Genomic DNA, 13450 nt, shown 5'->3' with positions numbered 1-13450 from the left:
AGGAATATATCTGCTAAACCTCTTTTTCCATACAATAAATCAGCAGGAAATGTTTATTGCGCCCCGCCGCTTCATCTTATTGCCTATTATTGTTTATATGCCTATCGCATGGTAAAATATAAAGGCAGGGATACATAAGCGGGCGGTTAGCCACACTTCCCTATTTAGGGCTAGAGAGTGGTGATGCCAATGGAATATTTGGTGATATTAACGGTCATATTGATTGTTGTATACAAAATCGTTTCAGAAGCAAAAAAATAACCGCCCCGTCCAAAGTAGCGGTTATTTTGTAACAACTATGTAGGGCTAACCGCTTTGCGGTTGTATCCCTGCTTTTATTATAAACCATTTTTGCCAAGAGTCAAATAAATTTGCTTGTCTATTTAAAAATTATCACAACGACTTCCAGAGATATATTTTTCGATTATCTCTCTTGCAGTTTGAATAGTCGCTATTACCGATTTCCCCGCTAACATCGATTGATAGGCCTTTCGTTGGTTTTCAAATTTGATATTAGATTTAACGTCAGCCTCTTTCCATTCGATATAAGAGTTGCTACCAAACCGAAAAGGAAAAGAAAAGGGAAAAGTTGAACTGCTAACCCTCTTGTGAATACTAATATATTCTTTGTTATGCTTCAATTCATTGCAAATAAACCTAAAAGCCTGCATAATCTTTTTTTCTTCTTCAAGCATGTTATTATTGTCTGGCGCTATTCTGCCCCATAAATCCATCATCGAGTGTATTAAAATTCCTAATTTATGATGTACTTCTTTTGAAAGCGAAACACCATTTGAATTACTACAACTTCTATTGATAGTGTCTATTGCTTCTTGGTAACTTATTTCAAAGCTATACAAAAAATCTTGCTTGCTCATAATTTGCCTTTCATACTTGTATCATATACCACTATTGCGCTTCATACCGCTTCACCAATTTATAGAACGTGCAACGTTTCAACCCTAATTTATCCATCGCCTTGACCGCTGTTATAGCCCCCTCTTTCCATTCTTTGTATACTTCTTTCCAATTATCGGGATAAGTGGCTTTTGGTCTGCCTAACACCCTTCCTTTCGCCTTTGCCGCCGCTATGCCTTGCGCCTGTCTTACCTTGATGCTTTCCCGTTCCTTCTGCGCCACATAAGAAAGTATTTGTAACGTTAAATCAGCAACAAAACGGCTGTCTATCGTTTCCCCTGTTGTCCGTGTATCCAAAAGAGGCATATCCAACACTTTAATATCCGCTCCTACATCTTCCGTGATATGTTTCCATTGCCCTTGTATTTCAGTATAATTGCGTCCCAATCGGTCAATGGATTGGATAACAAGTAAATCCCCTTTGCGGAGCGTATTTATCATTGTATTATAAGCAGGACGGTCAAAGGATTTCCCGCTTATTTTATCTGTGTAAATATCCCTGTCATGTACGCCAAACTCCTTTAATGCCGCAATCTGCCGTTCCGCATTTTGGTCTTTAGAAGATACTCTCGCATATCCGTGTATTCTCATTTCACACATTGTAGACCACCGTCCTTGTTTGATACCGGAATTATATCGAGTACATCTCTAAATGTCAATATGTTTACAGATATATCTTTAAATTATTTTTTATAATTTAAAGACGGTTATTTCCTACGATTCAGTCCTCTTTTTTCTTATCTGTAAAGGTATACCTTTATAGACATAAATCAATCAGATATAGCATTGTCGTCTCATATAACCTCCTCAGAACAGATTTATGATACAAGCCATCAAAAAGCATCACATGCCTGTCAAAACATCTTAAAACGCAAAATACACATTCACAGGCAAAATCAAAAAAATGATTTTGCTTCCGTATAAATATAAGCATAAAAAATGCCTATAAATTATATAGACATTTTCTTTTACTTTATACCGTAAAAAAATGTTATACGGCATTGTTATTATAAGGGAAAAGCGGGAATATATCACTTAAATATCATTATCAAATCTTCATAGTCCAGTTGAATTAACACTATATATGACTTGTTTATGTGTAAACCTTCATATTCTAACTGGTCTATCAATTCTTATCTGGAAAGTGTCTCTAAAATCCTTTTTATTGTCTTTTTCCCTGTGTGATTTTGCAATCTGCTGTTGTATCGAATTAATTATATAGCATCATCAGATTCTTGCATTTTTTCCTTCACCTGTTGTTCAATTTCAGGTTTTAATACCTTAAGTTGCCCATAAGAACTTTCAAACTGGCTGGATAAATCTTTTACGGCAGAATTAAATGTTAACAACGAACCACTAGGATTTTTAGATTGGTCATAAATTTGTATATATATTCCGTATATTTCTACTAACGATGCATAGGCTTCTGTATAATCGCTTGTAGGATTCTGTAAGGCAATCATATTTTCATCAATAGTAGATTTTAAATTATCAATTTCAGAATCTGGTTCTTTACCATTTTCTAAATCTTGCAGAAAGTTTTGAATCACCTCGTTAAAATCCGCACCATTATCAATAGCTGTTCCCCATAATTCCGATATCAAAGAACACTGATATTGTGAAAGAAAGCAATCAATATATATTGAGGCCGCAGTAGTGCTAAATAATTCGCCATATAAATCTTGGCATTCTTTTACTTTATCCGCAGAATCTTGATAATCCTGTATTTCAGAAAAAGCAACTTCCGCTTCCCCATACTTTTTGGAATCCATCAATGCTAATGCATCATTATACTTAGTTTGTAATTGAAAATTATGTACAAAAAATACTAAAGCTACAGCTACAGCTGCTATAATTGCAATTATCGCAATCATTTTTTTGTTGTTCCGCTTTACATTCTGTTCTTCTACCATTATTAAATCCCCCATTTTTTAATTGATGCGAATACTACTATACTACTTACGTATTTCCCGCCGTTATTTGTCATACGTCCGCATATTAGAATTTTCTACTAATTGTGCAAATCCCAAAATCAAACTTTCAACTGCTTCTCTAATGACAAGTAGTATAATACCTGTAATCAATATTGGTAGACTCGTAATCAAAAGACTAAAATCAAATACGATACTCACCGCTCCTATAATTGTTTCGATGATGCCAAATAGCAACATTACCATATTTACGGTCATTGCCGCACCCTTGATTCTTTTCACTAACTTTTCTCTGTTCTGGTTTTCCATAATAATCTCCCCTCATTTCTTTATTATTTAAAAAATTTATTCTAAAATAAATTTTTAATTGATAGATTTATAATGGTATGATGTCCCTATATTCTTATTAACTACCGCGCCAATTCTAACCGCAAATAAGTAAAGCATATTTCTGATATCCTGTATTCCCTGTAATTGAACATCCCGGCAGTCATCCCTATAAACCCTTTTTAATATATAGGATTTTTCGTCCGTTCCCGATAAAACGGCTATTTTCTTATTTAATGCCGAAAATATTCCGTTCATCGCATTGGAAATATATTTATCAAGCGAACCATTTTCTTCCCTTTGTATATGCAACCGTATCACCTGTGCATCCGCGCGGCGCGTTGCCAATGTTAAAATAATTTCATTTGGATATAATTCTTTGATAATCCCCTTAAGCGTTCGGGCAGGCGCAGGCGGTAAGATGCTTTCGTCTACTGTTGTTTCATAAATGCGCCGCGCGTCCGTTTCCAATCGGACACCTAATATATCGTCAAAATCAAATAGCAGAAAGTCATAAGCGCGGCTTTCATCTTCAAGGGCATTGGTTTGCAGTAAATCACCCGAATAAAAAAACAAAATTATTTTCCGGTGGATATCATCAACGGCTATCCCTTCCATGCGTGGTAAATCAATTACATTACACGAATCCCATTTCACCCAATTTCTGTGGCGGTTCAAATTGACTGTCTTTTGTAATTCAAAACCATATTGCGGGGCAATATTATTTGCCCGCAATTCTTCCAACAGAAATTGAATCTGCATATTATTCCATTCGCAGTAATCAAAAATACTTTGCTTCATAGTATATTATAAACCTCTTTTTGATAATTAAATTATAAATGGCATATTCTGTTAAGTCAATTCAAAACCTCTTTTAGATAATGCAATATTTTATTTGATTATATAACATCAAAATAATCAGAAAGGATATTGCCATGATAATCAAAGATAAAATTGCTAACCGCATCAAAATGCTTCGGGAAAAATATGATATGACACAGGCAGGATTAGCCAAACAATTAGAAATAACCCGCGCTTCCGTGAACGCTTGGGAAATGGGCGTTTCCTGTCCTACCGTGCAATATGTGATTGCTATAGCTGATTTATTCCATGTTTCTACCGATTATTTGCTTGGGCTAGAAACGAATATGTTGATTGATGCAGATGGCTTATCCGATAAAGAAATTGGCATGTTGACTGAATTGGCTGAATATTTCCGCAGTCAAAAATAAAATGCGTACTAAAAAACTGCACCTTATTATATATAGAAAAATGCAGAATTTTAGTTCTTCCGTCTTATCGTCCAATATGTTTGTCTTTTTTTTGTTTCGGGATTTTTCCCTTGCTTACTTACAATTTCATAACTTTCGTCTAATTTGATTTTTTTAAGATAATTATTGATTCCCTTTAACTTATTGCATCGGCTGTCTTTTTTTAATCTATATAATCCATTTTTAAAAAATTGTGATAATTCTTTTTGTTCTTCTTTCCATAATATTTTGTCAATTAAACTTTCTAATTTTTCAGCAGTATCTATAGAATTAAATTCATCTTCCAAGCACCTGAATATTTTGAACGAAATCCCCAGTTCATCACATAGGCGTTCAACAAACGCCGTTCGCCCATGTCCGACAATATCTTCAAAAAATTCTATATCATAGCGTATTTTATAATAAACGCTATCCAGTATTAAAAATGGTTTTTCCCCAATATCTTTGTATTTGTCTGTAAATACAAAGCCTTCTTTAAAAAATATTTCATTATATGCCGTTGCAAAATCCGCAATATCACTTTCCTGATAATCTAACATAGTCTTTAATTTTTTCTTGTATTCCGTTAATAATCCATGATACATTTGCGGGTCAATCTTGATATACAGGTTGATTTTATCATCTGCATGAAGAAACCGTTTTCTTCCAATACATTGTTTCACCGTAATCCAATCCGGGTAATCGCAAATAATATGTTTTACCTGTAAATCTTCAATATTGATACCATTATCCAAAGCGCTTGTCGTAAGTAGTATTTGCGGTTCAAATTTGTTATTTTCAATAAGATAATCACGCTTTTCCGCATCTACATTTTTTCTAAAATTATCATTGGATTCCGCGCACACGAACATACAGCGTTCATTATACTTTTCTTTTAATTCTAATAACCTGTTTGTCTTTCTGCCAAAATATATAACCTTTTCGTCCATAGGTATTGAATCAATTTTTCTTTCAATTGCTTCATCATTGGAATAATAATATGCTTTTTCTATCTGGGGAGGTTTTTTGACGACAAATATATTTTCATCTTGAAATGGTACATACCGTTGTAAAATCGGCGGCGTTGCCGTCATAAAAATAGCGGGAATCACCAACAAATGACATATTGTTTGAAGCATTACGTTGGGAGCCGTCCCCGCCCAACTATCAGTAAAAAAGTAATGCGCTTCATCACAAACTACCATATCATATTGTTCGTTGATTGCCTTCGCTAATTCATCCTGTCTGATGTCTGCCCACGGAATATCGCGGTAATCGTATTCCTTTTTTTGGTAATTAAATAATGTAAAAACATCTTGCTTATCGACGATTTCTAGTTCTATCTGCTTCTTTAGAAGATTGCGGTTTGATAGGTAAAGTATCTTCCAGCCATGTTCCCGTGCATATTCATATAGTTCATTTAATACGAATGACGTTTTCCCTGTGCCGCAATCCGCATTTAGCAATATTTTTATATTGCCCTGCCAATGTTCGATTGCTTCCTTTGGTATTTTTTCCGATATCCACATTTCAATTTTTCCTTTCCGAAGGGTACAGAAAATAGACCTTCGTTCAAAAAAATTTACACTGTGTACCCTTCTATATATATTTATTTTTACTTTTGGGGTTTACTTACATCTTGACTTGATAATATTTTTCCTTGTACTTTAACTTTGCTATATCTAATATTGTTAATTATTATTTACCGTTTATACATTTATTCATCTATCTACCTTCTTTCTTGTTTTTAGGCGCACAAATATAAATGAATAAAAATTCATTATATTATACATTATATGCCCATTCTTTTTTTTATTTGAATTATTGGTTACGGCTGTAACCTTGCTTCTAAAATGCCATAGACAAAAGGAACGTCCTTTGCCCTGCCTTGTTTGGATTATTCCAGAAAACACATATGATGTCAAGGGATTTGCGTTCTATGTGCCTGCTGTTTCCACCCTGTATCAACGTATTTTCGCTTGCGCGTATATTTATTTATATATGTTTATATGCTTATTTCATGCTATAATCACCCCTTTCCAGAAAAAAACGTACACAAAGCATAATACACCATACCCCTTTATCTAATAAGGGGCTGCAATGCACCTGTTTACCCTACTATTCTGTTTTACCATGCATGGATTTTGGGCTGCCCGGATATCCATTACATAAACAGCCCGCTTCTGCTTCCAGAAAGCAAAAAGCGAATGAATTATTTCCGCTTCACCCGCTCTCTACGTATAAATATAACATATAAATGCATATTTGTCAAGCATTTTGCATAATATGATGTTATCCACCCCCACATGATTAGCGCATTTCGTTGCTTTATCCCTATGAAATCCGCATAAATAAAGGATTTAGGGGCTAGTTTCGCGCTTACAATCGACCTTGCGTTTTGATTTAGCCCCCCATTTTTATACTATTCTCCCTATCACTTCACTACAATATCATCCAAAATTGTAATTTTTCGCTATCATATTCTTGCCCTGCCTTTCTCTGTACTGTCTGGCGCATGTTTTAACTTCTACCACTTTACAGGTTCATCAACGGGCTTGTATAAATACTATTTACTACAATATCTTTATCTTTTATAGAATCAAGGTATATTTGTGTTATCTTCACATGTTTATGTCCCAGCAGTCGCGACAATGAATATAAATCCAATCCGTTCTTTAACTGTTCCTGTGCAAACCAATGACGGCAAGTGTGAGGCGAACATCGAATGTCATCCGATACTTTCGCCTGTTTCCCTGCAAATTTTACAATGCGTTCCACCGCTTCAGGTGTCAGCGGCTTTCCTGTCCTGCTCAGAAAATAATTGGTCGGTGTCATTATCTTATCGCGAAAATAAGCATATCTTGCCGCAGTATAACGCAACAATATTTTTTCCAGATATGGGCTTTTTCCAACGGAACGTTCCTTATTTCCTTTTCCCCATACCGTTATGTAATTATCCTTTACTGCATTACTTTGAAGGTTACACAATTCACTGCAACGGATTCCGGTATCAAATAACATCGCCAGTATCGCCCTGTTCCGTACTTTAAGAAAATCACAGCCGTTGTATGCCTTTATCATCAACGCTACTTCTTTATGGGTAAACGTCTTAATAATCGGCTTGTTCTGCTTTCCCCAACGCACTTTTTCCATCGGATTTACCTGTATGTATTCTTCTTGCTTTAAATACTTGAAAAACGACCTGAATGTTTTAATTAATCCGTTTGTATAGGTTGTCTTGCGCCCATTCTTTTGCAAGAACATCAAAAACGCCTTTATATGTAAATGTGTGATTTCCTCAATTTGGATAATCCCGTATTCCCGCTCAATAAAATTTAAAAGATAAGTATTATTATTTCGATATCCCTTAATTGTCTTTGCTGATAATTTGCGCATCTCGCAATCCAAAATAAATTCTTTCAATACCATTTTTGCTTCCATAATAAAAAACCTCCTCATTTCTTGTAGACATACAAGATATTAAGAAGGTTTTATTGAACACCGTAGTTCAGTAAGTACCAACCGTATGCCGAACGTCGCCACCCGTTGGCGGTATATCATAACCCATGCTGTACTACTTGCGTATCATACAGCTTGAAACCCGCATAGTTATGCCGTTTTTTACTCTTCATCCGGCAAGTCCGCGTTATGGTAAACGTTCTGCACGTCGTCGTTGTCCTCGAGCATGTCCAGCATTTTTTCAAACTTCACCTGCTGCTCCTCGTCAAGGGCCGTCGTCGTCTGGGGAACCATATCGATCTCCGCGGACAGGAATTCGTATCCTTGTCCTTCCAATGCTTCACGCACAGCTGAAAAGTCTTCCGGCGCGGTCGTGATCTCGTATGCGCCGTCCTCTGCCGAAAAATCCTCCGCGCCCGCTTCAAGCGCCGCTTCCATCACGGCTTCTTCGCCGCCCGCTTCTGCATCGATCACGATAACACCTTTCTTATCGAACAGGAACGACACGCTTCCGTTCGTTCCAAGCGAACCGCCGAATTTATCGAACGCATGCCGTACTTCGCCGACCGTCCGGTTCTTGTTGTCCGTCATGGTCTCCACGATCACCGCAACGCCGCCTATTCCATACCCTTCATAGGTCAGCTCTTCATAATTGATATTACCGAGCTCTCCTGATGCTTTTTTGATGGAGCGCGTGATATTGTCGTTCGGCATATTATTTGCCTTTGCCTTTGCGATCACGTCGCGCAGACGCGAGTTGCTCGCAGGATCGGGGCCTCCCAGCTTTACCGCTACCGCGAGCTCGCGTCCTATTTTCGTAAACACCTTGCCGCGCGCGGCGTCTGCTTTTCCTTTCTTATTCTTGATCGTCGACCATTTAGAATGTCCTGACATAAAATTCACCTCAATCAATCTCAATATGCAGGGAAATTCCCTTTTTATCACCTTAATGATAGTATCATAACTTCGCTTTCTTGTAAACGCCGCACCCGGAAAGCTGTGAATAATTTGTGAAAATCATTTATCCCCGCGCGGTTTTATGCTAAAATAATAAGGTATATACTTCGGTATATTTTTAGAAACAGAGCATTTTTCAGCGCTGCGGAGGTAATAGATCCATGACTCCTAAAAAAGGATTTCAAGATATCATAAAAAAATTTGGTGAAAAAATCGCCGGAATCGGTTCGCGCATCAAAGGCTTCTTTACACTCAACGATGCGGAGAAAGAGGCAGAAGCCGTTTCAAAAAAGCGTCTTTCTTCAAAGCCGCTCCCGAAAAGTGCAAATAAAAAGGCCTCCGATACCCCAACGGAAGAGACCGTTATTTTTACGGATGATATGACAAAGCGTTTTTCGTCCGATTCCGTCAAAAAAAAGGCCTTTGCCAAAAAGCTTCCTGAAAAAGAGTTTACCCAGCCGGTTCCTGTCGCCGGAAAGCGCTCTATTTTTAAACCACGCGATAAAAAGCCAAATTTCGTTCTTGGTGTCGTTCTCACCACGATCAAACTGTCTTTCGTGGCTATTATCGTGGTGATCGCTATTGGCTTCGGTTCCGTCTTAGGCGTTGCCAATGCATATCTCGGCAGTACGCCTGAACTCGATGTCTCCAAAATAGAAAATCAGAGCGAAAATACAATTATTTATGACTCAAAGCATAATTATCTCGCGACCTATACCGGTCTTGAAAACCGGGAATGGGCAAACCTTGAGGAAATCCCAAAGGACCTCCAGAATGCGGTCATCGCAGTAGAGGATATCCGTTTCTATCAGCATAACGGAGTAGATTTCCGCCGGCTTCTCGGCTCTTTTATCTCTAACCTTACATCCAGTTCAACACAAGGTGGCAGCACGATCACGCAGCAGCTTGTCAAAAATGAGCTGCTTACAAACGAGCGCTCCTATAAACGCAAGCTTCAGGAGGCCTATCTTGCCATGGAGCTTGAACAAACCTACAGTAAGGACGAAATTCTGGAAGCGTATCTCAACGCGATCCCGCTCGGCGGAACCGTTTATGGCGTAAAAGCTGCGGCGAAAGACTATTTTGGCAAGGAGCTTTCCGATCTTACCCTGCGTCAGATGATCTGTATAGCCTCTATCACTCAGAACCCTACAAAATATAATCCGCGCCGAAGCACCTACACAGTAACGGAAAATCTTCCCGCGCTCATCAACCGTATGAATATCGTGGCCGAACGTATGTATTGGAGCGGTTATATCACGGAAGAGCAATATAATGAGGTGTATGTTCCCGCGAAAGAATATCTCGCGGATGAATGCCTTGAACTGAACGAGGACGGCGAGTGGCAGTTGAAAGAGGATGCAGACATGGTGCTGCGGGACGGATATCTCGATACTTGGAAAACCGAAATGAGCATTTTGGAGACCTCGCCGGCGAATTCCGTCTATCCTTATCCTCATTTCATCGAATATATGATCTATGATGTGCAGAACTTCATGATGGATCAGCAGGGCCTCGAGCATACGGACGCCAACCGCCAAATGGTGGATAAGGAGCTGCGTTCGGGCGGCTACCGGATTTATGCAACGATCGATACGACCATTCAGCAAAAGGTGCAGGATACTCTCGCCACATGGGAAAACTATCCCGAAATGGAAGCTACCACCGAAACTGATTCAAACGGCGAAACGATCACCACACCCCAGCCGCAGACCGCAGCCGTCGTTGTTGAAAATTCTTCCGGTCAGCTCAAGGCGATCATCGGTTCCCGGGAAGAGCCGAATCAGATGCTTACTTTTAACCGTGCATACGAGGGCAAAAAAGAGGTCGGCTCCTCCATCAAGCCTCTTGCCGTCTATGGTCCCGCTTTTGAGCTCGGCTACGGGATCACTTCTTATGTGCCGAATATCGATAACGACATCCAAGGTTGGATTATCAATGAGGAGGGCGACTTCGGTCATCCCAAACTAACGGGAAACGATGAGCCGATCACCATCAAAGAAGCAATCGTAAAATCACGGAATGTAGCGGCAGCGCAAACCATCACAAACTATGTAGGGGTTGACGCCTCCGTGGAATATCTTCATAAGCTCGGCGTGTCCGACGCGAGCCTCGAGGGTACAAAAACGCCCTCCGGCCTTTCGATGGGCGGCTCCAATATCACGCCGATCGAAATGGCAGGCGGCTATGCGACCATTGCGCGCGGCGGGGAATATAAACAGCCCATCTCGTTCACACAGGTACTCGATTCGGATGGGAATGTCGTGATCGACGCGGAAGCGGAACGCGAAGTGCATGAAGCCTTTTCCCCCGCCACCTGTTATATGCTCACGGAAGCGCTTACGGAAGCAACCAACTCCGGCACAGGATGGCGCGCAAAGCTTGACGGCATGACCACCGCCGGTAAAACGGGAACGAATGCCAAAAATGAGGGAGTCTATTTCGCGGGTTATACGCCCTATTACACCTCTACCTTATGGCTCGGACACGATCAGAATGAGCATCTACCCGGTGATGCCGCAGGGCTAAGCGCGCCGATTTGGAAATCTTATATGCAAAAGATTCACGAAAATCTGGAAGATAAAGAGATCATCGCCGGGACTGATGCCGATTATGGCATCGTAGAAGTGACCGTATGTAAATATTCGAACAAACGTCCGGGCAGCGGCTGTACGCCGGTAACAGCGCGTATGCCGGAAAACAGCCCCCTCTTGACTGAAGAATGCGATGTGTGCGTATCTGTATCAAACGAGCCCATCAAGATGTGCGGAGAATCGAATATGCGCTTTGTGGAAAGCAAATGCCCGGAGGAAAAGGCTTGGTATCTGGATAATACGACCTATACTTTTGCCGAGGATTCGCCCTATTACGGCTGGCGGGGCGGCGGAAATCTTTCCGCTACTGCACCGACCCTCGATGAAAACGGCAATGTCGTTTCTGCCGGGAACGATCCGACGCAGGACTGCAATCTGCCGCATCTTCCTACAGCTTCACCGAGTCCGGCGGTTCCGGCTCCTTCCTCTGTGCCGTCGTCTGCGCCGTCTACAGAGCCTTCTCCAAGCGCGACACCGACACCGGTTCCTTCACCAAGCCTGCCGCCCGATCTTGAGGAATAAAATAAAAACATCAGATAAAAAACCTGCTTCTGGTCGATAAAAGCAGGTTTTTTACTGTTCCGCAAACTCTCTTCCCCTGCCGGTGGGTTTCCTTATGTATATCAATTCAATACTTCTTTCGTTTGTTTCAATGTCGCCTATTTTCCCTAAAAAAAGAACCGCGGTGCGGTTCTTTTTTTATCAGGCATTTTTTATTTTTTGTTTCACCGGCAATCTTACCGTGCCGCCTGCGCGCCCATCTCCAATGCTTTCTCATTCATGGGGATCAAATGTGCTTTCTTTTCTCCCATAATTTTTGCGAGGCATTCTATGATCGTCTTATTATCTACGATATGCGCGCATTCATTATATGCCCCAAGCATCACCATGTTTGCCGCCTTGATGCTGCCCGCTTTCTCCGCAAGGGAATTGGCCGGCACCTTTACCACCTTGATGTCGGTGCGCGTAGGCTCAATCTCGATCAGATCGGAATCGATCAGCAAAAGTCCACCCGGCTTCAGATTCTTCTCATATTTTTCAAGGGAAGGACGGTTCATGACCAACACGCAGTCCGCCTCCACTACAACAGGAGAACCAACTTCCTCATCAGATACGACTACGTTACAGTTGGCTGTACCGCCGCGCATTTCCGGTCCATAGGACGGGAGCCACGAAACATTTTTTCCCTCATTCATTCCCGCGTATGCAATGATCTGCCCGGCGAGCAATACGCCCTGTCCGCCGAAGCCTGCCAATATAATCTGTTCCGTCATGCTTATCTGCCCTCCTTCGTCACGCCCAGAGGATAGTGCGGAATCATATTCTCCTCAAGCCATTTCAATGCCTCGACCGGTGAAAGCCCCCAGTTTGTCGGGCAGGTAGACAGGATTTCTACCATCGAGAAGCCTTTTCCTTCCATCTGATACTGGAACGCCTTTTTGATCGCTTTTTTCGTTTTGTTGATGTTGGGAACGTCGTGCACCGAGGTCCGCTCGATATAATACGCTCCGTCCAGCGTGCCAAGCAGCTCCGCCATGCGTACGGGCATTCCCTGCGTTTCCGCGTTTCTGCCGTAAGGCGAGGTCGTCGTCACCTGCCCCACCAGCGTGGTCGGCGCCATCTGACCGCCCGTCATGCCGTAGATCGCATTGTTTACAAAAATGGTCGTGATCTTCTCGCCGCGTGCCGCCGCGTGTACGATCTCTGCCGTGCCGATGGACGCAAGGTCACCGTCTCCCTGATAGGTAAATACGAGATCGTCCGGGCAGGCCCGCTTGATCCCCGTTGCGACTGCCGGAGCACGCCCATGAGCCGCCTCCATCATATCGCAGTCAAAATAATTATACGCAAATACCGCACAGCCAACCGGTGCGATACCAACCGCCTGATCCTGTAATCCCATTTCCTCGATACATTCCGCTACCAGCCTGTGAATAATGCCGTGCGTGCATCCCGGACAATAGTGGAAGGGCACGTCTGTCAGCATTTTTGTTTTCTGGAATACTTTTGCCAT

The 13450-nt window shown here is 41.2% G+C and carries 12 protein-coding genes; 2 read left to right on the top strand and 10 right to left on the bottom strand.

What is annotated here, in order from left to right; translation table 11 throughout:
- Positions 1 to 383: 383 nt before the first annotated feature.
- The 5 genes from PUP29_RS12035 to PUP29_RS12015 form a co-directional block, all read right to left on the bottom strand.
- Positions 384 to 878 (bottom strand): hypothetical protein, encoded by a 495-nt coding sequence (locus PUP29_RS12035; protein WP_079547321.1) that lies wholly within the window; start codon positions 876 to 878, stop codon positions 384 to 386.
- Positions 879 to 909: 31 nt separating this feature from the next.
- Entirely contained in the window at positions 910 to 1518 is a 609-nt protein-coding gene (locus PUP29_RS12030) for a recombinase family protein (RefSeq protein WP_079545490.1), read from the bottom strand.
- Positions 1519 to 2132: 614 nt separating this feature from the next.
- Positions 2133 to 2831, bottom strand: coding sequence for a hypothetical protein (locus PUP29_RS12025; RefSeq protein ID WP_079545491.1), 699 nt, complete (start codon positions 2829 to 2831; stop codon positions 2133 to 2135).
- 63 nt (positions 2832 to 2894) lie between these two features.
- Entirely contained in the window at positions 2895 to 3158 is a 264-nt protein-coding gene (locus PUP29_RS12020) for a hypothetical protein (protein WP_079545493.1), read from the bottom strand.
- A 54-nt stretch (positions 3159 to 3212) separates the two neighbouring features.
- On the bottom strand, positions 3213 to 3977 hold the full coding sequence (locus tag PUP29_RS12015; protein ID WP_353423443.1) for a hypothetical protein: 765 nt from the start codon (positions 3975 to 3977) through the stop codon (positions 3213 to 3215).
- Positions 3978 to 4111: 134 nt separating this feature from the next.
- Between PUP29_RS12015 and PUP29_RS12010 the strand changes: the two genes are divergently transcribed.
- On the top strand, positions 4112 to 4408 hold the full coding sequence (locus tag PUP29_RS12010; protein WP_079545497.1) for a helix-turn-helix transcriptional regulator: 297 nt from the start codon (positions 4112 to 4114) through the stop codon (positions 4406 to 4408).
- Between the two features lie 50 nt (positions 4409 to 4458).
- On the opposite strand, the gene PUP29_RS12005 is transcribed toward PUP29_RS12010, so the two are convergent.
- The 3 genes from PUP29_RS12005 to PUP29_RS11995 form a co-directional block, all read right to left on the bottom strand.
- On the bottom strand, positions 4459 to 5955 hold the full coding sequence (locus PUP29_RS12005) for a DEAD/DEAH box helicase (RefSeq protein WP_079545499.1): 1497 nt from the start codon (positions 5953 to 5955) through the stop codon (positions 4459 to 4461).
- Positions 5956 to 6961: 1006 nt separating this feature from the next.
- On the bottom strand, positions 6962 to 7867 hold the full coding sequence (locus tag PUP29_RS12000) for a tyrosine-type recombinase/integrase (RefSeq protein WP_079545500.1): 906 nt from the start codon (positions 7865 to 7867) through the stop codon (positions 6962 to 6964).
- A gap of 180 nt (positions 7868 to 8047) precedes the next feature.
- Positions 8048 to 8779 carry a YebC/PmpR family DNA-binding transcriptional regulator gene (locus PUP29_RS11995; RefSeq protein ID WP_079545502.1) on the bottom strand — a complete coding sequence of 244 codons (732 nt, stop codon included), beginning with the start codon at positions 8777 to 8779 and terminating at the stop codon, positions 8048 to 8050.
- Positions 8780 to 9003: 224 nt separating this feature from the next.
- Between PUP29_RS11995 and PUP29_RS11990 the strand changes: the two genes are divergently transcribed.
- Positions 9004 to 11958 (top strand): transglycosylase domain-containing protein, encoded by a 2955-nt coding sequence (locus PUP29_RS11990; RefSeq protein WP_353423441.1) that lies wholly within the window; start codon positions 9004 to 9006, stop codon positions 11956 to 11958.
- A gap of 215 nt (positions 11959 to 12173) precedes the next feature.
- Here the strand turns inward: PUP29_RS11990 and PUP29_RS11985 are convergent, their stop codons facing one another.
- Together PUP29_RS11985 and PUP29_RS11980 are read right to left on the bottom strand one after the other, a co-directional pair.
- Positions 12174 to 12710, bottom strand: coding sequence for a 2-oxoacid:acceptor oxidoreductase family protein (locus PUP29_RS11985; protein WP_079545506.1), 537 nt, complete (start codon positions 12708 to 12710; stop codon positions 12174 to 12176).
- A gap of 2 nt (positions 12711 to 12712) precedes the next feature.
- Positions 12713 to 13450: a thiamine pyrophosphate-dependent enzyme gene (locus PUP29_RS11980; protein ID WP_079545507.1), complete on the bottom strand. Its 738-nt coding sequence runs from the start codon at positions 13448 to 13450 to the stop codon at positions 12713 to 12715.

Source organism: Christensenella massiliensis (genome assembly GCF_040409835.1).
Taxonomy (GTDB): Bacteria; Bacillota; Clostridia; order Christensenellales; family Christensenellaceae; genus Christensenella; species Christensenella massiliensis.
The sequence above is the reverse complement of the archived record's forward strand: the minus strand, read 5'-3'. Positions and strand labels throughout refer to the sequence as shown.

Coding starts and splice junctions, on each gene's coding strand:
- PUP29_RS12005 (WP_079545499.1), bottom strand. CDS start 5,955: ATGTGGATATCGGAAAAAATACCAAAGGAAGCAATCGAACATTGGCAG.
- PUP29_RS12015 (WP_353423443.1), bottom strand. CDS start 3,977: ATGAAGCAAAGTATTTTTGATTACTGCGAATGGAATAATATGCAGATT.
- PUP29_RS12020 (WP_079545493.1), bottom strand. CDS start 3,158: ATGGAAAACCAGAACAGAGAAAAGTTAGTGAAAAGAATCAAGGGTGCG.
- PUP29_RS12025 (WP_079545491.1), bottom strand. CDS start 2,831: ATGGTAGAAGAACAGAATGTAAAGCGGAACAACAAAAAAATGATTGCG.
- PUP29_RS12000 (WP_079545500.1), bottom strand. CDS start 7,867: ATGGAAGCAAAAATGGTATTGAAAGAATTTATTTTGGATTGCGAGATG.
- PUP29_RS12035 (WP_079547321.1), bottom strand. CDS start 878: ATGAGCAAGCAAGATTTTTTGTATAGCTTTGAAATAAGTTACCAAGAA.
- PUP29_RS12030 (WP_079545490.1), bottom strand. CDS start 1,518: ATGTGTGAAATGAGAATACACGGATATGCGAGAGTATCTTCTAAAGAC.
- PUP29_RS12010 (WP_079545497.1), top strand. CDS start 4,112: ATGATAATCAAAGATAAAATTGCTAACCGCATCAAAATGCTTCGGGAA.
- PUP29_RS11980 (WP_079545507.1), bottom strand. CDS start 13,450: ATGGCAAAAGTATTCCAGAAAACAAAAATGCTGACAGACGTGCCCTTC.
- PUP29_RS11985 (WP_079545506.1), bottom strand. CDS start 12,710: ATGACGGAACAGATTATATTGGCAGGCTTCGGCGGACAGGGCGTATTG.
- PUP29_RS11995 (WP_079545502.1), bottom strand. CDS start 8,779: ATGTCAGGACATTCTAAATGGTCGACGATCAAGAATAAGAAAGGAAAA.
- PUP29_RS11990 (WP_353423441.1), top strand. CDS start 9,004: ATGACTCCTAAAAAAGGATTTCAAGATATCATAAAAAAATTTGGTGAA.